23 protein-coding genes are annotated in these 17,559 nt (G+C 74.2%); 12 read left to right on the top strand and 11 right to left on the bottom strand.

The window, feature by feature from the left end; translation table 11 throughout:
• Positions 1-96: 96 nt before the first annotated feature.
• Entirely contained in the window at positions 97-1,038 is a 942-nt protein-coding gene (locus tag AC1VWI_RS08380) for a DMT family transporter (protein ID WP_499510311.1), read from the top strand.
• A 44-nt stretch (positions 1,039-1,082) separates the two neighbouring features.
• Here AC1VWI_RS08380 and AC1VWI_RS08375 read toward each other — a convergent pair whose 3' ends face one another.
• Positions 1,083-1,262 (bottom strand): hypothetical protein, encoded by a 180-nt coding sequence (locus AC1VWI_RS08375; RefSeq protein WP_499510310.1) that lies wholly within the window; start codon positions 1,260-1,262, stop codon positions 1,083-1,085.
• Positions 1,263-1,300: 38 nt separating this feature from the next.
• Positions 1,301-1,990 carry a hypothetical protein gene (locus AC1VWI_RS08370; protein ID WP_499510309.1) on the bottom strand — a complete coding sequence of 230 codons (690 nt, stop codon included), beginning with the start codon at positions 1,988-1,990 and terminating at the stop codon, positions 1,301-1,303.
• A gap of 90 nt (positions 1,991-2,080) precedes the next feature.
• Between AC1VWI_RS08370 and AC1VWI_RS08365 the strand changes: the two genes are divergently transcribed.
• Complete coding sequence (locus tag AC1VWI_RS08365; RefSeq protein WP_499510308.1) at positions 2,081-3,076, top strand: DNA polymerase Y family protein; 996 nt, start codon at positions 2,081-2,083, stop codon at positions 3,074-3,076.
• On the opposite strand, the gene AC1VWI_RS08360 is transcribed toward AC1VWI_RS08365, so the two are convergent.
• Complete coding sequence (locus AC1VWI_RS08360) at positions 3,049-3,261, bottom strand: hypothetical protein (RefSeq protein ID WP_499510307.1); 213 nt, start codon at positions 3,259-3,261, stop codon at positions 3,049-3,051. The genes AC1VWI_RS08365 and AC1VWI_RS08360 overlap by 28 nt on opposite strands.
• Before the next feature lie 203 nt (positions 3,262-3,464).
• On the opposite strand from AC1VWI_RS08360, the gene AC1VWI_RS08355 reads away from it, so the two are divergent.
• Together AC1VWI_RS08355 and AC1VWI_RS08350 are read left to right on the top strand one after the other, a co-directional pair.
• Positions 3,465-3,689, top strand: a complete 225-nt coding sequence (locus tag AC1VWI_RS08355; RefSeq protein WP_499510306.1) for a DUF397 domain-containing protein — start codon at positions 3,465-3,467, stop codon at positions 3,687-3,689.
• 201 nt (positions 3,690-3,890) lie between these two features.
• Positions 3,891-4,115 carry a DUF397 domain-containing protein gene (locus tag AC1VWI_RS08350; RefSeq protein WP_499510305.1) on the top strand — a complete coding sequence of 75 codons (225 nt, stop codon included), beginning with the start codon at positions 3,891-3,893 and terminating at the stop codon, positions 4,113-4,115.
• A gap of 56 nt (positions 4,116-4,171) precedes the next feature.
• Here the strand turns inward: AC1VWI_RS08350 and AC1VWI_RS08345 are convergent, their stop codons facing one another.
• The gene (locus tag AC1VWI_RS08345) at positions 4,172-4,366 is read right to left on the bottom strand and encodes a hypothetical protein (protein WP_499510304.1); all 195 of its coding nucleotides are present in this window, start codon (positions 4,364-4,366) and stop codon (positions 4,172-4,174) included.
• Positions 4,367-4,527: 161 nt separating this feature from the next.
• Between AC1VWI_RS08345 and AC1VWI_RS08340 the strand changes: the two genes are divergently transcribed.
• A complete protein-coding gene (locus AC1VWI_RS08340) occupies positions 4,528-5,577 on the top strand; it encodes a CobW family GTP-binding protein (protein ID WP_499510303.1) in 1,050 nt (349 codons plus the stop codon).
• On the opposite strand, the gene AC1VWI_RS08335 is transcribed toward AC1VWI_RS08340, so the two are convergent.
• The 3 genes from AC1VWI_RS08335 to AC1VWI_RS08325 all read right to left on the bottom strand — a co-directional run bounded on the left by AC1VWI_RS08335 (position 5,562) and on the right by AC1VWI_RS08325 (position 7,711).
• Positions 5,562-6,020 carry a hypothetical protein gene (locus AC1VWI_RS08335; RefSeq protein ID WP_499510302.1) on the bottom strand — a complete coding sequence of 153 codons (459 nt, stop codon included), beginning with the start codon at positions 6,018-6,020 and terminating at the stop codon, positions 5,562-5,564. The two genes, AC1VWI_RS08340 and AC1VWI_RS08335, sit on opposite strands and share 16 nt — an antisense overlap.
• Positions 6,021-6,044: 24 nt before the next feature.
• Entirely contained in the window at positions 6,045-6,668 is a 624-nt protein-coding gene (locus AC1VWI_RS08330) for a hypothetical protein (protein WP_499510301.1), read from the bottom strand.
• Between the two features lie 83 nt (positions 6,669-6,751).
• Complete coding sequence (locus AC1VWI_RS08325) at positions 6,752-7,711, bottom strand: GlxA family transcriptional regulator (RefSeq protein WP_499510300.1); 960 nt, start codon at positions 7,709-7,711, stop codon at positions 6,752-6,754.
• Positions 7,712-7,833: 122 nt separating this feature from the next.
• Here AC1VWI_RS08325 and AC1VWI_RS08320 point away from each other — a divergent pair, with 122 nt between their 5' ends.
• The 3 genes from AC1VWI_RS08320 to AC1VWI_RS08310 all read left to right on the top strand — a co-directional run bounded on the left by AC1VWI_RS08320 (position 7,834) and on the right by AC1VWI_RS08310 (position 9,300).
• Positions 7,834-8,133, top strand: coding sequence for a putative quinol monooxygenase (locus tag AC1VWI_RS08320; RefSeq protein ID WP_499510299.1), 300 nt, complete (start codon positions 7,834-7,836; stop codon positions 8,131-8,133).
• Positions 8,134-8,171: 38 nt separating this feature from the next.
• The gene (locus AC1VWI_RS08315; RefSeq protein WP_499510298.1) at positions 8,172-8,492 is read left to right on the top strand and encodes a DUF4326 domain-containing protein; all 321 of its coding nucleotides are present in this window, start codon (positions 8,172-8,174) and stop codon (positions 8,490-8,492) included.
• A gap of 169 nt (positions 8,493-8,661) precedes the next feature.
• Positions 8,662-9,300 carry an HD domain-containing protein gene (locus tag AC1VWI_RS08310; RefSeq protein WP_499510297.1) on the top strand — a complete coding sequence of 213 codons (639 nt, stop codon included), beginning with the start codon at positions 8,662-8,664 and terminating at the stop codon, positions 9,298-9,300.
• A 288-nt stretch (positions 9,301-9,588) separates the two neighbouring features.
• Here AC1VWI_RS08310 and AC1VWI_RS08305 read toward each other — a convergent pair whose 3' ends face one another.
• Together AC1VWI_RS08305 and AC1VWI_RS08300 are read right to left on the bottom strand one after the other, a co-directional pair.
• A complete protein-coding gene (locus AC1VWI_RS08305; RefSeq protein ID WP_499510296.1) occupies positions 9,589-10,617 on the bottom strand; it encodes a GlxA family transcriptional regulator in 1,029 nt (342 codons plus the stop codon).
• A 127-nt stretch (positions 10,618-10,744) separates the two neighbouring features.
• Positions 10,745-11,191, bottom strand: coding sequence for an ATP-binding protein (locus tag AC1VWI_RS08300; protein WP_499510295.1), 447 nt, complete (start codon positions 11,189-11,191; stop codon positions 10,745-10,747).
• Positions 11,192-11,346: 155 nt separating this feature from the next.
• On the opposite strand from AC1VWI_RS08300, the gene AC1VWI_RS08295 reads away from it, so the two are divergent.
• Entirely contained in the window at positions 11,347-11,847 is a 501-nt protein-coding gene (locus AC1VWI_RS08295) for a metallophosphoesterase family protein (protein ID WP_499510294.1), read from the top strand.
• Between the two features lie 21 nt (positions 11,848-11,868).
• Here the strand turns inward: AC1VWI_RS08295 and AC1VWI_RS08290 are convergent, their stop codons facing one another.
• Both AC1VWI_RS08290 and AC1VWI_RS08285 read right to left on the bottom strand, forming a co-directional pair.
• On the bottom strand, positions 11,869-13,485 hold the full coding sequence (locus AC1VWI_RS08290; RefSeq protein ID WP_499510293.1) for a hypothetical protein: 1,617 nt from the start codon (positions 13,483-13,485) through the stop codon (positions 11,869-11,871).
• A gap of 108 nt (positions 13,486-13,593) precedes the next feature.
• The gene (locus AC1VWI_RS08285; protein WP_018534760.1) at positions 13,594-13,788 is read right to left on the bottom strand and encodes a hypothetical protein; all 195 of its coding nucleotides are present in this window, start codon (positions 13,786-13,788) and stop codon (positions 13,594-13,596) included.
• 380 nt (positions 13,789-14,168) lie between these two features.
• Here AC1VWI_RS08285 and AC1VWI_RS08280 point away from each other — a divergent pair, with 380 nt between their 5' ends.
• From AC1VWI_RS08280 to opcA, 3 genes are read left to right on the top strand one after another with little or no spacing between them, the layout of a single operon-like run.
• Positions 14,169-14,582 (top strand): ankyrin repeat domain-containing protein, encoded by a 414-nt coding sequence (locus AC1VWI_RS08280; RefSeq protein WP_499510292.1) that lies wholly within the window; start codon positions 14,169-14,171, stop codon positions 14,580-14,582.
• 35 nt (positions 14,583-14,617) lie between these two features.
• The gene (gene zwf / locus AC1VWI_RS08275) at positions 14,618-16,171 is read left to right on the top strand and encodes a glucose-6-phosphate dehydrogenase (protein ID WP_499516747.1); all 1,554 of its coding nucleotides are present in this window, start codon (positions 14,618-14,620) and stop codon (positions 16,169-16,171) included.
• Complete coding sequence (gene opcA, locus AC1VWI_RS08270) at positions 16,168-17,163, top strand: glucose-6-phosphate dehydrogenase assembly protein OpcA (RefSeq protein ID WP_499510291.1); 996 nt, start codon at positions 16,168-16,170, stop codon at positions 17,161-17,163. Before zwf ends, opcA begins: the two co-directional genes overlap by 4 nt.
• Positions 17,164-17,559: the final 396 nt, after the last annotated feature.

Here is a 17,559-nt window from a genome sequence, read left to right as displayed (position 1 = left end):
ACCCCCACCCCCAGCAGGCCGCCCGGCCGCCAGGGGCAGGTGCGGTGCGCCCGTTCCGGATCCGCTTCCACCGATTCGTGACGAAAGGCCACCCCCGTGCCGGACAGCACGCCCTCCCTCGCCCCCGCACGCCCGCTCGCGCCCGGCGCCGCCCCCAGGCCGCGGTTCGTCCAGGGCGCGCTGCCGATCCTCGCCGCCGCCCTGCTGTGGGGCACCACCGGCACCGCCGCGTCCTTCGCGCCCGCCGGCGCCCCGCCCGCCGCGGTCGGCGGTGCCGGGCTCACCCTCGGCGGGCTCCTGCTCCTGGCCGGCGCCAGGGGAGCGCGGACCCTGCTGCGCACCGCGGGGCGTGGCGGAGGAGCCCTGCTCGCCGTCGGCGCCCTCGCCGTCGCCGGATACCCGCTCTCCTTCTACCCGGCGGTCTCCCGTACCGGGGTCGCCGTGGCCACCGTCATCGCCCTGGGCAGCGCGCCCGTCTTCACCGGGCTGCTGGCCTGGGCGGTGGGCCTGCACCGCCCGAGCCGCCGGTGGGCCGCCGCGACGGCCGTGGCCGTCCTCGGCTGCGGGCTGCTGGTGCTCGGCGGCGCGGACGCCGGTCCCGCCGCGCGCACGGACGCCGCGGGGGTGGCACTGGCGGCCCTGGCCGGGCTCTCGTACGCGGTGTACTCCCTGGTCGGCGGGCACTTCATCGGACGCGGGCAGGCGCCGGGCGCCGTGATGGGAGTGCTCTTCGGCTCCGCCGGTCTGCTGACCCTCCCGGTGGTGCTCGCCGCGGGCGTGGTGTGGCTCGGCACGCCGCGCGGCGCCGGGGTGGTCCTGCACCTCGCGGTGCTGACGACCTTCCTGGCCTACCGGCTGTTCGGGCGCGGACTGCGGCACACACCGGCCTCGGCCGCGACCACGCTCACCCTCGCCGAGCCCGCCGTGGCCGCCCTGCTCGGGGTGGCCGTCCTCGGGGAGCGGCCCACGCCGCTGTCCTGGGCGGGGCTGGCCGTCCTCGTCCTGGCCCTGGCGGTGCTGTCCCGCAGGGATCGCTGACGGACGGACGGACGGACGCCCGGACGGCACGTGCCCGCCCCGGCTCACTGGGGCGGGATGTCGTCCATGCGCTCGCCCTCCGCCTGGGAGGGGGTCGTCCGGGGCACGTCCGGGTGGATCTCCATCGTGCTTCGCTCGGCGTCGTCGTAGATCCGTTCGCCCTCCGCCTGGGAGGGGGTCTCGGCGTAGAGGTACGGATCGGCGTCCGAGGACGTGGACTTCATGGCGGACCTCCTGGGGTCGCTGCCTCCATCCTGCTCCCTCAGGCCCGGCGGGGCGAGACCAGGAGGAACGCCCGCCGCCGCCGGTCGTGGTGGAGGGTGCACTGCCAGCCGTACGCCTCCAGGACGCCCTGGCACCGGGCCAGCTCGGCCTCGGCGGTGCCGGGGGCGTCCCCGGCGGGGGAGTGCCAGGAGACCTCGGCGACCCCGCTCTGGGCGGCGGGCGCGACGGCGTAGCCGGCGACCGGGGGACGCCCGGCGCTGCCGCGCGCGGACGGTGGCCTCCCGGCCGCCTCCAGGGCCAGGGCCACCGCGTGGACGTGGCGCTCGCGTTCCCAGGGCGCGGGCCGCGTGGTGTCGCCGTCCTGCAGGACGCGGCGGATCTCCAGCAGCCCCGACCAGGCCGATGCGACCTCGGCGGCGCGACCGGGGGCGGCGGCTCCCGTGCCGTGCCCGTCGTCGGCCGCGAAGCCGCGCTCGGCGGGCTCCTGGCGAGGTTCCGGCTCCGTCCCGGGCGTCGCCCCGTCCTGCGGGTGGGGGAGCTCCACGCGGGCCAGTTCCGAGCGCACCCGGCGGCCCTCCTGGGTGAGGTACCAGCCGCCGGTGCGGCCGTACCGCACGGCGAGGCCCTGCCTGGCCAGCGCCGCGCAGGTCGGTTCGCGTGCGCCCAACTGCCCGGTGTTGGCGTCGGACTCCAGCAGGGCTCGGCGCTGTACGGCGGTCAGGGTCATGCGACGACCCTATGAGCCGGACGCGGGGACCCGGAATGCCCTACACTCGAATTCGAGCAGTTGTTCGAACGAGGTGGAGGCGGGCAGACCATGGTCGAGGCCGAGCCGCACCAGGACCCCGGGCCCTGCGTGCTCTACATCCGCTGCGGCGGGACCGACCCGGCGACGCTCGCGGCGCTGGCCGGGCTCGTCGGCCAGTTCACCCCCGTCGTCCGCGCCGAGCCGCCGGACGCGGTCGTGGCCGACGTGCGCTCCGCGGTGAGCTTCTACGGGCTGCTGCCCGAGCAGCTCGCCCTCATGATCAGCACCCGGGCCTCCGCCCTGTACGACGTGGGCCTCACGATCGGCGTCGCCGGGAGCCGCACGGTCGCCGCCATGGCCGCGTACGACGTCCTGGTCGGCCGGATCCGGGCCGTCGACTCCGACCCGCGGGCCGTCGCCGGCTTCCTGCGCGCCAAGCCGGTCGCGGCGCTCCCCGGGATCACCGCGGAGGCCGTCCGTGCACTGGTCGCGGCCGGGCTGGACACCGTCGGCAGGGTCGCCGCCGCGCCGCTGCCCGACGTCCAGGCGATCCTCGGCGCCGCTCCCGGACGCGGCGTGTGGGAACGCGCGCACGGTCTCGACCCCGCCCCGATCACCCCCGAGCACCCGCCCGGCTCGCTCGCCGCCGACCGCCTGTTCACCGCCGACGCCACCGACCGGGGCGCGCTGAGCCGGGCCGTCCTCGAACTCGGGCTCGGTCTCGGCGACCGGCTGCGCAGCACCGGCCGCACCGCCACCGGCCTCACCCTGACCGTGCGGCTCGCCGGCGGCTCGTCCGTCAGCCGCAGCCGCACCCTGCCGGAGCCCACCTCCGACCCCGGTGAACTCGCCGAGGCCGCCTACGCCATGCACGAGGCCCTCGGCCCGCACGGCGACCCCGTGCGCGCGGTGGCCCTGCGGGCCGAGGGGCTGTCCGCCGCCGACCCGCGGCGGTCCCCTCCCGTGCCGGTGGGGGCGGTCCGGGGCCGGGCCGTGCTGCCGTCGACCTTCGCCGATCCGCCCGCGCCGGGCCCCGCTCAGGAGGAGCGCCGGCTGTCCTCGTGAAGCGCCTCCAGCACGGCGGCCATCACCTCCGCGCCGTCCAGCGGACGCGGCAGCGGGCCGCGCCGGGCCCGCGCTATGTCCGCGAAGCACGCGTCGCACACGGCGAGCGGGAGGTGGCGGATGCCGCAGTCGCGGACGGTGTCGTCCTCCCGCCCGCAGACATCGCACCCCGAGGATGTCGCCATGTGTTCGATGGTGCCCCGTCCCGGCGTTTCGCGACAGGGCGCGACCGATTGGCGACGTGCCGTCAGCAACCCGTCGGCCGTGGGTACTTGAGCTGGCCCGGGACTGCGCCGTGATCATGGGCGGGGCGCCGGTTGCGAGGTGGGAGGGACGGGATGAGGGTGGGAAGGGGGAACATCCGATCGAGATCCGAACGGAGCTTCTCATGCAAGCGAGGAAGACCGAACTGTACGCGCGTGACCTGACGGAAGCGCGCTGGGTCAAGAGCAGCAAGAGCCCCTACCGGACGGACTGCGTGGAGGTTGCGGAGCTGGCCGGCGGAGCCGTCGCGATCCGCGACTCGAACAACACGGACCTGCCACCGCTGCGCTTCACCGCGCAGGAGTGGGCGGCGTTCCGGGAGGGTGTGCGCGACGGCGAGTTCGGCTAGGGCTCATCGCGTCCCACCCCGCTTGACGGGCCGGCCCGCCGAGGCCGATCGACCGCCCCGGTGAGCGGGCCCGCCAAGCCCGGGACCGCCGACGGCGTCCGCTGCCCGGGGCGGCGGCCGCACGCCCATGGTTGCGCGCGGGCAGGGGTCGGAGTGAGGGTGGGGAGGGAACATCCGCACGAACCTCGAACGGAGGTTCTCATGCAAGCGAGAAAGGCCGATCTCTACGCGCGGGACCTGAGGGAAGCGCGCTGGGTCAAGAGCAGCAAGAGCGGCTACCTGCCGGAGTGCGTCGAGGTGGCGGACCTCGGCGGTGGAGCCGTCGCCATCCGTGATTCCGAGAACAGGGACCTGCCGCCCCTGCGCTTCACCGCGCAGGAGTGGACGGCGTTCCGGGAGGGTGTGCGCGAGGGCGAGTTCGGTTAGCACCCGGCACGTTACTCGGTGCTCGGCGGGCCGGCGGACCGGCCCGCCGAACCTTGTCAGCCGTCGCCCAGCACCCGGAGCGTCTGGGCCCGCAGCGCGCACGCGACCGTGCCCTCGTGGGTGCGCCGCAGCTGTGGTGCCGTCGCCGGGTGCCGCCCGGAGATCAGGTCGACGATGCGGTACGCCGTCTCCTCGTCCTCCGCGGCGATGCACACCAGGACCGTGCCGCGGTCCGCCTCCTGCTCCGCCATGGGCGCCTCCTCCCTCGTAGAGCCATCCCCGTGGACGCCTCGGAAGACCGCGCGGCCCCCGCCGCGGTTCTGCGCCGGGCGCCGGTTCACCCGCACGAAGCACCTCGGGGTGCGCGGGGCTTACGATGAGGGGCCGGCAGCCCGTACCCGGAGAGGAAGCCTTGGCCAAGCAACGGATTCCGGTCGTCGTCATCGCGGGATTCCTGGGCTCGGGAAAGACCACGCTCCTCAACCACCTCCTGCGCAACAGCGGCGGTACCCGCATCGGCGCGATCGTCAACGACTTCGGCAGCATCAACATCGACGCGCTCTCCGTCGCCGGCCAGGTCGACTCCATGGTCGCCCTCGACAACGGCTGCCTGTGCTGTGCCGTGGACGCCACGGAGATGGACGACATGCTCGCCAGGCTGTCGCGTCCGCAGGCCCGCATCGACGTCATCGTCATCGAGGCGAGCGGTCTCGCCGAGCCCCAGGGCATGATCCGGCTGCTGCTGGCCAGCACCGACACCGCCATCACCTACGGCGGGCTGGTCGAGGTCGTCGACGCCGCCGAGTACGAGGCGGTACGCGCCCGGCACCCCGAACTCGACCGCCATGTGCGGGCCGCCGACCTCGTCGTCCTCAACAAGACCGACCGCGTCGGCGCCGCCGGCCGTGAACGGGTCCGCGAGGCACTGGCCGCCGTGGCCCCCGGAACGCCGCTGGTCGAGGCCGCCCACGGCCGGGTGGACCCCGCCCTGCTCTTCGAGCCCCGGCCGCGCGCGGCCGACGGCACGGCCGCCCGCCAGCTGTCGTTCGACGAGCTGTACGCGGACGACGGGCACGATCACCACGCGGACGGCGACCACACCGGCCATCTCCACGCGGCGTACGACAGCGTGGAGTTCACCTCCGAGGCGCCGCTGCACCCGCGCCGGCTGATGGAGTTCCTCGACGGCAGGCCCGCGGGCCTGTACCGGATGAAGGGCTTCCTGCGCTTCGCCGCCCCGGCCCACGAGCAGAAGTACAGCCTGCACTCCGTCGGCGGCTTCCTGCGCTTCCTGCCGTCCGCCTGGTCCCGGGGCGAGTCCCGCGCCACCCGACTGGTGATGATCGGTGCGGGGCTCGACGCGGCCGCCCTGCGCAAGGGCCTCGACGCCTGCGTCGCCGACCCGGGCGAGGAACTCCCCGCCGACGCCATGCTCGGCGTCCTGCGCTACGTCCGTCCCTGACACCCCCTGTCCGGGACCGCCCGCCGGGCGGCGGCGCAGCCGCACAGCACGGCGACGGTGAGCGGCACCATCGTCGCCAGGACCGCCGTCGCCCGCGCCCCGGGACGGCGGTCCGTGGCCATGTGCGTCCCCCACGCCGTCCGCACCACGCCCACCACCTGCCCCGGGCTGCCCGCGTGGCGCACCTTCACCGGCTCCGGTGACGGATCCCGGCCCGTGACGGCCCCCAGCGGCACGCCCGTGCACTGCATGGGGGCGCGGCCGCGTTCGGGACGCTGCTCGCACTCGGTCAGCAGCACCCGCACCTCGCGGCCGATCACCCCGGTCTCGTACGCGCCGTGGGCCGCGGTGAAGGCGGTCACCGCCAGCAGGAACACGGTCAGCAGCGACCAGGCCACGGCTGCGGCCGCGGAGGCGCCCCGGGCGCGCGGCTTGGTGATCACACCCTCAGCGTAGGACGGCCCGGCTCAGTCGAAGGCGGCCACCAGCCGGACGCCGTCCGGGCCGAAGCGGCCCGCGAGGGCCTCCATCACGGCGAAGACATGGGGCCAGTGCGTGCCCTCGCCCAGGACCAGGCCTGCGGTCAGCGGCTCGTAACGGCATTCCCCCGCCGGACCGCTCCAGGTGAACCCGCCCGTGGCGCCGTCCAGTTCGGGCGGCCGCGGCCCCAAGGCCGCGACCACGTCCGGTGGCCACACGGCCGGTACGAAACACCGGTCGGGCGGTCCCGGCCGCGACGGCCGCCACCACGTCACCCGGCCCACGAAGTGCTCGGGGACGGCAGCCCGGTCGGCGGCGGCGAGCTCGGCCCAGGTGACCCAGCCGGCCCCGTCCATGGCCCCGGACTCCACCCACGGCGCGAGCTCCTCGCGGAAGCGGCCGGACAGGTCCTCCGGCAGGCCCCGGCCCGCCGCGAGGGGGCGGAACCCGAGGGTGTTGCGCACCCCGAAGAGGTAGCCGAAGGAGGGATAGTCGACCTCGTCGTACAGCGGCCACAGGTCCATCGCGTCGACCCAGGGTTCGCCCTCGTAGAACTCCGTGCCTGCCAGCGGATGGCGGAACTCGATGCCGCCGTAGATGTCCGTTCCCACGGCTCCGCACCGTACAGGCGTCCGGGGGGAAGGCGCGCGCCCATTGTCTGTCGCGACGACGGGGCCTGCCGGGATCACAGGGCTCATCGGCCGCGCAGGGCCGCGGCCGTCGTGCCCGTGCGGTCGCGGAGCAGGACGCGCAGGGTGTTGGCGTGCTCGTAGCCCACGCGGCGGGCGACGACCTCGACGGGGAGGTCGGTGGTGCGCAGCAGGTGCGTGGCCTGCTCGACGCGCAGGTCCTGCACGAAACGGACCGGGGACACGCCCAGGACCCGCCGCACGGCCCGCTGCAGGGTCCGCTCGCCGACCCCCAGGGCGCGGGCCGCCTCGGCGATGCTGATGGGCTCCTCCAGGCGCAGCCGCACCCAGCGCTCGAAGCCGGCCACCGTCGGATCGGCCTGGGCCAGGGCGCTGGGGATGGTGTACGCCGACTGCGACGGGCGCTCGTCCACGACCAGGTAGCGGGCGACCAGATCGGCCAGTGCCGGGCTGGACATGCGCACCACCGCCAGCGCCAGGTCGACGTGGCCGAAGGCCGCGCCCGCCGTCGTGACGCCGTCGCAACTGGTCACCATGCGGGTCTCGTCGACCGTGACGGCCGGGTAGCGCTGCCGGAAGACCGGGGCCAGCCACCAGCTGGTCGTGGCGCGCCGTCCGTCCAGCACCCCGGACTCGGCGAGCAGGAAGGTGCCCGTGCAGGCCGAGGCGACGGGTCCGCCGCGCTCGCGCGTGGCCGCCACCAGACGGCGCACGGCGGCCGTGCCGGGCCCCGAGACGCGCTCCACGAGGGCGTCCGGCCGGCGCTCCGCGAGTGCCGGGACGAGCAGCAGGTCCGCCCCCGCGGCCTCGCCGGCCGGTGCCGCCGCCACCGTGTGCCCGGCGCCGGTGCGGACCCGGCGGCGCGGGCCGACCGTCGTCACGTTCCAGGCGGGCGGCGGCTGCGGGAGCTCGCCGCGCATCGCGTTGGCCGCCTCGAGGACGTCGAGGACCGCCGAGAGACCGGAGTCGAACACACCGTCGTACGCCACCACTGCCACGTCCATGACGGAAACGGTATCCAACGTGTCGTTTCCGACGCTGGGGGGAGGGGTGCCGCGCGGCATAGGTTTCCGGTGTCCGGCCGGACGACGTCCACCACCGCACGACCACCGAGACGGAGCACACGATGACGAAGATCGGCCTGCTGGCACGTATCGAGGCCAGGCCCGAGCACGCGGAGGAGGTCGCGGCCATGCTGCGCGACGCGCTGGCGGCGGCCCGGGAGGAGGAGCACACCGTCACCTGGTTCGCCTTCCGCGAGGACGCCACCACCTTCGGGGTCTTCGACACCTTCGAGGACGAGGCCGGCCGCGCGGGCCACTTGTCGGGCCGCATCGCCGCCGCCCTGGCGGAGGCGGCGAAGACGACGCTCGGCTCGCCGCCGGACATCCGCCCGGTGGACGTCCTGGCGGCCAAGCTGCCCTGACGCCCATCGGCGCCCCGGACCGTGGGAAGGAACAGGTCATGAGCGAGACCGAGCCACGCACCACCGTCGTGAACCTCAAGGGCCACCGCGACGACCCCGCGTACGCGGACGTCGTCTACGTGGGCCGCCCGACGCACCGCGGCGGCTGGCACCTGGCCGGCTCCCCGCTGGCCAGCCCCTACCGCCCGGGGCGGGACGGCACCCGCCAGGAGGTCCTCGACAAGTACCGCGAACACCTGCTGGGCCGCCCCGACCTGCTCGCGATGCTGCCCGCGCTGCGCGGCCGCAGGCTGGGCTGCTGGTGCCTGCCCGAGCCGTGCCACGCGCAGGTCATCGCGGAACTCGCCGACGCGTCCTGACCCCCACCGCCCCGCCGGGTACGGCCGGCCGGACGCGTGTCCCGATCCGAGGGTCGCGCGTCCGTCCGGCATCCGGCGGGGACCGCCGCCGCGTCCGACGATGGATCCAACGGCACCGGGCGGCCCGCCCGGACGCCGCCGGAACCGGAAACCTGTCAGGAGATTCGACGTGGCTGAAATCATCGCGGACATCGAGGTGCCCGGTACCCTGCTCGTGACGGAGGCGACCGAACTGGTGCGCAAGGCCGCCGACCCGGTGGTCTTCCACCACTCCCGCCGGGTGTACTTCTGGGCGTCGATGCGGGGCCGCAACCGCGGGTGGGACTTCGACCCCGAGCTGCTGTACGTCGGCGCTCTGTTCCACGACCTCGGACTGACCGACACCTACGCCCGTACCGACCAGCGCTTCGAGATCGACGGCGCCGACGAGGCCCGCCGCTTCCTGCTGGAGCACGACGTCCCCGAGGACCGCGCGCGGGTGGTGTGGGAGGCGATCGCCCTGCACACCACGCCGGAGATCCCGTGGCACATGGCACCCGAGATCGCCCTGGTCACCTCGGGCGTCGAGGTCGACGTCCTCGGCATCGGGTACGACGAGATCACGCCGGAGGAGCGCGAGGCGGTCGTCGCCGTCCACCCGCGGCCCGACTTCAAGAACAACATCCTCAAGGAGTTCACCCACGGCATCGCGCCGCGCCCCGGCACGACGTTCGGCAACGTCAAGGCCGACGTCCTGGAGCGCTTCGTACCGGGCTTCGTCCGCGGGAACTTCGTGGACACCATCCTGCAGTCCCCCTGGGCGGAGTGACCCGGCCTCGTACCCGACGCCCCGGAGACCGAGCGCGCCCAGGCGGCGCTGCGGTGGTCGCAGCGCTCGTGGTGGGAGGACGTCCGCATGCAGGCGTCGCCCTGCGCGACAGCACGGCGGAGGAGGCCCGGCGAAGGCGCCCTTCGACTGCTCGCCCGTCACCGGGCACCTGCCTGGGCGGCCTCAGCGGTCCTCGCCTACGGCACGAACGCGCTGCCGCGCTCGCTGGACCTCGCCCACGGGCCGGTCGTGTGGGGCTGGGCGTGCGGCCGGGGCGGGCCGGCCCGCTCACCCCTCCCGGGTGCCGCGCGGCCGGGTGGTGCGGAAGCGGTCGCGGTACGCCCCCGGGCTGACGCCCAGACGGCGCCGGAACGCCCGGCGCATTGTCTCCTCCGACCCGAAACCGCTGCGCCGGGCGACCACGTCGAGGGCGTCGTCGCCCGCTTCCAGCAGCGCCTGGGCGGCCTCGACGCGGACGCGTTCCACGTACTCCGAGGCCGTGCCGCCGGTCTCGGAGCGGAAAAGCCGGGTCAGATGACGTGAACTCACCCCCGCCCGCGCCGCCAGCGCGGGCAGGCCGTGGTCCCCCGAGGGATCGGCGGCCACCTGGTCGAGCACCCCGCGCAGCACCGAGTGCGCGGGGTGCCTCGGGCTCTGCCGCACGCTGAACTGCGACTGACCGCCGGGCCGCGCCATGAAGACCACCAGGAACTTGGCGGCCTTGCGGGCGATGTCCGGCCCGAGGTCGGACTCGACCAGGGACAGGGTCAGGTCGATCCCGGCGCTGATGCCCGCCGAGGTGATGAACCGGCCGTCCCGTACGAAGATCGCGTCGTCGTCCACCTCCACCTTCGGGTAGCGGGCGGCGAGGTCGCCCGCCAGCCGCCAGTGCGTCGCCGCCCGCCGTCCGTCCAGCAGCCCGGTCGCGGCCAGTGGGAAAGCGCCGGCGCAGACCGAGGCGACGGTGCGGGAGCGGTCCGCGAGCCGGGTGATGCCCGCCACGAGCGCGGGGTCGGAGACCGCCGCCCACCAGTCGGGACGCCCGGGGATGACGAGGGTGTCGACCGGGAAGTCCACCTCGTCCAGCGACAGGTCCGGCATGAGCCGCAGCCCCGCGGTGGTGGTCACGGGCCCGCCGTCCGGCGAGACGGTCCTCATCGTGTAGTGGGCGCCGTACTCGTTCGCCGCCGCGTACACGTCCAGCGGACCGGTCACGTCCATCAGCTGCAGCCCGTCGAACAGCAGCACGAGGACGCAGTGCGGCGGGACGGCGGGGGAGGTCCCGGAGGGCTTGTGCGGGTTCACGCGGGGCGTCACTCTCGTTCCTCGGGGTGCGGGCCGGCGTCCGGCGCGACCGGCGCGGACACCCATGTGGCCCGCCTCCCGGGGACGTTGGGCCGGCCCGGTCGCCTCCGGTCCGTCATTGTCGCCCATGCGCGTGCGCCTACGATGCCGGGCTGGTGACCCCCGCGACGGGCCGCTGGAGCGGGGCGAGGTGCCGCGTGGTGACCACGCGGCGGCCGCGCTCGTCGTCGTGGATGCACGTGGACCCGGCCAGCCGGCGCACGATCTCCAGGCCGCGGCCGTGCTCGTCCGGCGGGGTGCTGTCCAGGGAGGTCCCGTCGTGGTGCCGGGCCGCGCCGCTGTCGGTGACGGTGATGACCAGGCCGTCGTCGTGCATGCACAGCCGGACCGACATCTGCGCCCTGCCGTGGCGCGCGGCGTTCGCCGCGAGCTCGTCGACGATCAGCTCGGCGGCGATGCGGTCCTCCGCGGTCAGTCCCCACAGGCCCAGCAACTCGGACGTGAAGTGCCGCGCGGCGCCCACGTAGGCGGGCTCCGCCGGCTGCACGAGTTCCGCCGAGCGGGTGGGGGTCGTGTCACCGCACATGACGTGTGGGCCCTTCATGGCTGAGGCCGCGGTCCCGGCGGCCGCGGGGTCGCCCCACCGGCCACGCCGCCTTGCGGCACACCGCGACGTCGGCCTCCCTTCCGGCCGCCGTGCCGGGCGCCGCTCCCGTCCCCCCGCGCGGATAGCGTGGACGTGTGCGTCTTCTTGTGATGTCCGATACACACCTGCCCAAACGTGCCAAGGAGCTTCCGGCCGAACTACTCGACCGGATTTCCGAGGCCGACGCCGTCCTCCACGCCGGCGACTGGGTCGACGCGGCGACCCTCGACCTGCTGCAGGCGCGGTCCCGCCGGGTGATCGGCGTGTACGGCAACAACGACGGCGCAGACCTGCGCGCGCGGCTGCCCGAGGTCGCCCGGGCGGAGCTGGGCGGGCTGCGCTTCGGCGTGGTGCACGACAGCGGCCCGGCCCAGGGGCGCGAACGCCGCTGCGAGGAGCGCTTCCCCGACCTGGACGTCCTGGTCTTCGGGCACAGCCACATCCCCTGGGACAGCACGGCGCCGGGCGGGCTGCGGCTGCTCAACCCCGGATCGCCGACCGACCGCAGGCGTCAGCCGTACGGCACCTACCTCACCGCCGAGGCGGCCGGAGGCGCGCTGACCCAGGTGCGGCTGCACGAACTGCCGCGACGCTGACCCGCGCGGCGACGGTCCGGCTCAGTGCTCGAGCGCCGGGTCGCCGGCCGGCCGGACCGCGCCCGAGGGCCCGGAGACCCGGACCGCCCCGGGAGCCTGCGCGGCCTCCGCCTCCCGTGCCTGCGTCCCCGGGGGGACGTCCGCGGGCGGCAGCAGCGCCATGACCGCCTGGCGGTGCCCGTCGCTGGCGTCCTCGTCGAAGGGGTCCGGGGTCGCCGGCACCTGCACCCGGAGCACCGGCCCCGAGCCCAGCCGCACGTAGCCGCGGCCCGGCGGCACCTCGGCGGCGGACGTGGAGCACTGCGGCGCGCCGAGCACCGCCTGGGTCTGTTCCGCGGTGACCGCGCCCAGCAGCACCCGGGCCCTGGTCTGGGCGATGACGACCGGGGAGAGCGCCTCGGCGCCGTCGAGGTGGTCGGCGACGACGACGGTCACCCCGGCCGCCCGGCCGTGCCGCAGCGGGATGTCCAGCAGCTCCTGCGGGTCGGGGCGGCTCTCGGCGTGCGCGAGCTGGCTGAGCACGGTCGGCCGGTCGACGAGGATCCACAAGGGGCGCCGTACGTCGTCGGGGGCGGTACGCCCCGCCTGCCGGGCCCGGTTGACGGCGATCAGACGGCGCTCGGTCTCGTGCGCCGCCCACTCCAGGGTGGCCAGCGTGCCCGCGAGGCCGCTCTCGACGGCCATCACCCCGGGCCGTCCGGTCAGGCACGCGTACTCGCCGGTCCCGCTGCCGTCCACGACCACGAGGTCGCCCTCGGGCAGCACCTGGAGCGCGATGGAGCGCAGCAGCGTGGTGGTGCCCGTGCCGGGCTGGCCGAGGGCGAGCAGGTGCGGCTCGGTGGAGCGCGGGCCGGTGCGCCACACGACCGGGGGCGCGTCCCTGACCTCCTCGCCGTCCTCGACCGGGACGGTGCGCTGCACCGCCTCGGCGTCGGTGAAGCCGAGCACCGTCTCGCCCGGGGAGGTGACGAAACGCTGTGCGGCGATGCCCGTGGGCAGTGGGGGGAGTGCGGTGAGGGTGAGGTGGTTCTCCTCCTCGTTCCACTCGAAGCGGTACTCGCGGCCGCGCCCCACCTTGGCGTGCAGCACGTGCTCGACGCGGGCCCTGGCCGTGGCCTCGCCGTCGGTGAAGTAGGCGGGGTACTTGAGGTGCAGGCGGACCAGCCGCCCGTCCTCGAAGGCGTAGTCGCCGAAGGCGTTCTCCCAGCTGCCGTCGTGGGCGTAGATCGGGCTGGGGTCGTCGGCGACGGACAGGTACGGCACCAGGGCCTCGTACAGCGCGGTGAGCCGGTCGCTCTCCGCGCCGCTCGGTCCGGTCGGGGCGGGTGTGCGGTCCCGGCCCATCCAGCCGGCGGAACCCATCCAGGCGGCGAACATCAGGTAGGCACCGTAGGGCAGCAGCACCAGGACGAGGAAGCCGGCTCCCACGGAGGCCATCAGCGCCGGTCCGCGCCGGTCCTTGGGCGTGCTGCCCCACCAATCGCGCGCCCAGCCGGCCTGGCGGCGCAGCCCGCGCGCGATGACGAAGAGCGGGTGGAGGACGTCCGTGGTGCTGTCGACGGCGGCCCGCGCGAGCTCACGGCCGCGGGTGAGCGAGGGGCGGCTGCTCAGGAGGGCGGAGAGGGGACGCCGGACCACGGGGAGCTCCAGAGGATCGTTGCGGGGACGGTACGACGGAACGGAACGGGAAGGGCCCGGTGCGGAGCGGCGCCGGGCCCGGTGGATCGGCCGTGCGGGACGGCCGTACTAGAACTTGATCCCGCCCAGGAGGCTCGCCAGGCTCGCCCCGCCGGCCTTGATGCTCGGGGCGATGGCGGTGCCCGCGAGGTAGAAGCCGAAGAGGGCGCAGACGAGCGCGTGGGACGCCTTGAGTCCGTCCTTGCGGAAGAACAGGAAGACGATGATGCCGAGCAGGACGACGCCTGAGATGGACAGGATCATGGGGGCTACTCCTGTGTGATGGGGACTGTCACCATGAGTTGTTCCAGAATTACAGATAGTAATATGTTCTGAAAAGAGGCAAATGGGTGATTTATAGGGAAGTTCACCTGTTCAGCTTCGCTGAACTGTTTCTTCCGGGGTGATCCTCGCCGGTCGTCCGGCGTGTCATGTGGCAGGCCCCGCCGACGGAGCAGCGAAGTCGCCCGTTCGAGTGATCAAAATCGTTAAGCTTCGGCCATGGCTTCTCGTGCGGTCCGCGCCCCCCGAGCCGGCGCGCACCGGCAGCACGCCCGGCAAGGCCGGGGCGCTGGGGGCCGCTTAGGGTGGATCACAAGCGGTCCCGCCCGCGCACGGCGAGCAGCCACGCCTAGTGAGGAACGATGAGCGAGCCGACCCCGCAGAACGACCCGGCCCAGGACCCCGAAGTCCTGCGACTCGCCGCCGAACTCTTCGACCTCGCCCGCCGGGGAGGCACGGAGACCCTGACGGCGTACGTGGACGCCGGCGTGCCGGCCGACCTCACCAACGACAAGGGCGACACCCTCCTCATGCTGGCCGCGTACCACGGTCACGCCGCCACCGTGGCCGCGCTCCTGCAGCACGGTGCCGACCCCGACCGCGCCAACGACCGCGGCCAGACGCCGCTGGCCGGTGCCGTCTTCAAGGGCGAGGACGAGGTGGTCCGCGTCCTCGTCGACGGCGGCGCCGACCCCGCCGCCGGCACCCCCTCGGCCATCGACACCGCCCGCATGTTCGGCCAGGACGCGCTCCTGGAACTCTTCGGCGCCGCATGACCCCCGGGCGCGCCACGACCACCGCCGCACCCACGATGAAGAGAAGTGGACCCATGACGGAAACCGACAGCTGGAACAATCCGCTGCGCGATCCATCCGACCGGCGGCTGCCGCGCATCGCGGGACCGTCCGGGCTGGTGATCTTCGGTGTGACGGGCGACCTGTCCCGCAAGAAGCTGATGCCTGCCGTGTACGACCTGGCCAACCGCGGGCTGCTGCCGCCGGGCTTCTCGCTCGTCGGCTTCGCGCGCCGCGACTGGGCGGACGAGGACTTCGCGCAGGTCGTCCACGACGCGGTCAAGGAGCACGCGCGCACCCCCTTCCGCGAGGAGGTCTGGACGGAGCTGGCCGCCGGAATGCGCTTCGTGCCCGGCGACTTCGGCGACGACGACGCCTTCGACGCCCTCCGTGCGACCGTGGAGGAACTGGACAAGGCCCGGGGCACCAGCGGCAACTTCGCCTTCTACCTCTCGGTGCCGCCCAAGTTCTTCCCGAGCGTGGTCCAGCAGCTGAAGAAGCACGGGCTGTCCGACCCGCCCGAGGGTTCCTGGCGGCGGGCCGTCATCGAGAAGCCCTTCGGTCACGACCTGGCCAGCGCCCAGGAGCTCAACCGGGTGGTCCACGAGGTCTTCCCGCCCGCCGAGGTCTTCCGGATCGACCACTACCTGGGCAAGGAGACGGTCCAGAACATCCTGGCGCTGCGGTTCGCCAACACGATGTTCGAGCCGTTGTGGAACCGTTCCTACGTCGACCACGTGCAGATCACGATGGCCGAGGACATCGGCATCGGCGGCCGCGCGGGCTACTACGACGGCATCGGCGCCGCGCGCGACGTCATCCAGAACCACCTGCTCCAACTCCTCGCGCTGACCGCGATGGAGGAGCCCGCCTCCTTCGACGCCAAGTCGCTGGTGCAGGAGAAGCTCAAGGTCCTCCAGGCCGTCCGGCACCCCGACGACCTGGGCGCACACACGGTGCGCGGGCAGTACGCGCACGGCTGGCAGGGCGGGGAGGAGGTGCTCGGGTACCTGGAGGAGGACGGCATCGACGCCAAGTCCAAGACCGACACCTACGCCGCCATCAAGCTGGCCATCGACAACCGCCGCTGGGCCGGGGTCCCCTTCTACCTGCGTACCGGCAAGCGCCTGGGGCGCCGCGTCACCGAGATCGCGGTCGTCTTCCAGCGCGCCCCGCACTCCCCGTTCGACAACACCGCGACCGAGGAGCTCGGGCAGAACGCCCTGGTCATCCGGGTCCAGCCGGACGAGGGCGTGACGATCAGGTTCGGTTCCAAGGTGCCGGGCACCTCGATGGAGATCCGGGACGTGACGATGGACTTCGCCTACGGCGAGTCCTTCACCGAGTCCAGCCCGGAGGCCTACGAACGGCTGATCCTGGACGTCCTGCTCGGCGACGCCAACCTCTTCCCGCGACCGCAGGAAGTGGAGGAGTCGTGGCGGATCCTCGACCCGATCGAGGAGTACTGGGACCGGCACGGCAAGCCCGAGCAGTACACCGCCGGTACCTGGGGTCCGAAGGCGGCGGACGAGATGCTCGCACGAGACGGCAGGAGCTGGCGCCGGCCATGAACATCGATCTCACCGAGACGACCTCAAGCAAGATCAATTCGGCGCTGATCAAGGCGCGCAGGGCCATCGGCAGTCCGGCCGTCGGCATGGTGCTGACCCTCGTCATCGTCACCGACGAGGGCAACCACTACGACGCCCTCAAGGCCGCCTCCGACGCCTCGCGCGAGCACCCCTCGCGCATCCTGGTCGTCATCAAGCGCCCCGGCCGGTCCCCCCGCGACCGGCGCAGCGCCCGCCTCGACGCCGAGGTGCGCGTCGGCGGCGAGTCCGGCACCGGCGAGACCGTCCTGCTCCGCCTCCACGGCGAACTCGCCGATCACGCCCACAGCGTGGTCCTGCCGCTGCTGCTGCCCGACGCCCCCGTGGTGGTGTGGTGGCCGGTCGACGCACCCGCCAACCCCGCCGCCGACCCCCTCGGCGCGCTGGCGCAGCGCCGGATCACCGACGCGTACGCCGTCGAGCATCCGCTGGAGGAGCTGAAGACCCGTGCCTCCGGTTACACCCCCGGCGACACCGACCTCTCCTGGACCCGGCTCACGCCCTGGCGGTCCATGCTCGCCGCCGCGCTCGACCAGGCCCGGGCCACGGTCGTCTCGGCCGCCGTCGAGAGCGAGGCCGACAACCCCAGCGCCGAACTCCTCGCCCGTTGGCTCGGCAACCGGCTGCGCGTGCCCGTCGAGCGCGTCGTCACCGACGGCCCGGTCGTCACCGCCGTACGGCTGACCACCGCGGACGGCGACATCCACATCGACCGCCCCGAGGGCCCGCTGGCGAACCTCTCCATCCCCGGGCAGCCCAGCCGGCACCTCGCGCTGAAGGTCCGGTCGACCGCCGAGCTCATCGCCGAGGAGCTGCGCCGGCTCGACCCCGACGAGATGTACGCCGCGTCGCTGCGCCACACCGACGCGGCGGAGCCGCCCCGCCCGGCGAAGACCACCGCGCGGAGCAGCAAGAAGCGGCCCACCCCGGCCAGCGCGGAGGCCGCCAAGTAGACCGACTGCCGCAGCAGTACGCCGGGGGCGGCGCACACCGCCTGCAGGAGCAGCATCGCGGCCGTGGTGAACAGGTAGCAGACCACGACCGTCAGCGCCGACTCCAGGTGCGCCCGCCACCCGGCGCGGCCCCCGCCGAAGGTGAAGCGCGCGTGCAACTCGGTGGCCAGCACCGTCGAGGCCACCGTCACCACCGCGTTCGCCAGGGCGAACGGCACCGGTCCCGACAGCGCCATCAGCACGCCGGAGGACGCCAGCCCCACACCGCCGCCGCATACGGCGAAGCGCAGGAACGCGGCCGGGGCGGAAGGCACGGGGCCCGCGGCGCGGGGATGACGGGCGGCGGCGGGAGGGGCGGATCGCTTCGCGGTGACGGTGTCCATGCCCGCACACTGC

Source organism: Streptomyces sp. TOM-9 (assembly GCF_056858595.1).
The sequence above is the reverse complement of the archived record's forward strand: the minus strand, read 5'-3'. Positions and strand labels throughout refer to the sequence as shown.

What these genes read in the sequence shown, in the direction of transcription:
- AC1VWI_RS08375 (WP_499510310.1), bottom strand. Translation starts at nt 1,262, where the DNA reads ATGAAGTCCACGTCCTCGGACGCCGATCCGTACCTCTACGCCGAGACC.
- AC1VWI_RS08370 (WP_499510309.1), bottom strand. Translation starts at nt 1,990, where the DNA reads ATGACCCTGACCGCCGTACAGCGCCGAGCCCTGCTGGAGTCCGACGCC.
- AC1VWI_RS08365 (WP_499510308.1), top strand. Translation starts at nt 2,081, where the DNA reads ATGGTCGAGGCCGAGCCGCACCAGGACCCCGGGCCCTGCGTGCTCTAC.
- AC1VWI_RS08360 (WP_499510307.1), bottom strand. Translation starts at nt 3,261, where the DNA reads ATGGCGACATCCTCGGGGTGCGATGTCTGCGGGCGGGAGGACGACACC.
- AC1VWI_RS08355 (WP_499510306.1), top strand. Translation starts at nt 3,465, where the DNA reads ATGCAAGCGAGGAAGACCGAACTGTACGCGCGTGACCTGACGGAAGCG.
- AC1VWI_RS08350 (WP_499510305.1), top strand. Translation starts at nt 3,891, where the DNA reads ATGCAAGCGAGAAAGGCCGATCTCTACGCGCGGGACCTGAGGGAAGCG.
- AC1VWI_RS08345 (WP_499510304.1), bottom strand. Translation starts at nt 4,366, where the DNA reads ATGGCGGAGCAGGAGGCGGACCGCGGCACGGTCCTGGTGTGCATCGCC.
- AC1VWI_RS08325 (WP_499510300.1), bottom strand. Translation starts at nt 7,711, where the DNA reads ATGGACGTGGCAGTGGTGGCGTACGACGGTGTGTTCGACTCCGGTCTC.
- AC1VWI_RS08320 (WP_499510299.1), top strand. Translation starts at nt 7,834, where the DNA reads ATGACGAAGATCGGCCTGCTGGCACGTATCGAGGCCAGGCCCGAGCAC.
- AC1VWI_RS08315 (WP_499510298.1), top strand. Translation starts at nt 8,172, where the DNA reads ATGAGCGAGACCGAGCCACGCACCACCGTCGTGAACCTCAAGGGCCAC.
- AC1VWI_RS08300 (WP_499510295.1), bottom strand. Translation starts at nt 11,191, where the DNA reads ATGTGCGGTGACACGACCCCCACCCGCTCGGCGGAACTCGTGCAGCCG.
- AC1VWI_RS08285 (WP_018534760.1), bottom strand. Translation starts at nt 13,788, where the DNA reads ATGATCCTGTCCATCTCAGGCGTCGTCCTGCTCGGCATCATCGTCTTC.
- AC1VWI_RS08280 (WP_499510292.1), top strand. Translation starts at nt 14,169, where the DNA reads ATGAGCGAGCCGACCCCGCAGAACGACCCGGCCCAGGACCCCGAAGTC.
- zwf (WP_499516747.1), top strand. Translation starts at nt 14,618, where the DNA reads ATGAAGAGAAGTGGACCCATGACGGAAACCGACAGCTGGAACAATCCG.
- opcA (WP_499510291.1), top strand. Translation starts at nt 16,168, where the DNA reads ATGAACATCGATCTCACCGAGACGACCTCAAGCAAGATCAATTCGGCG.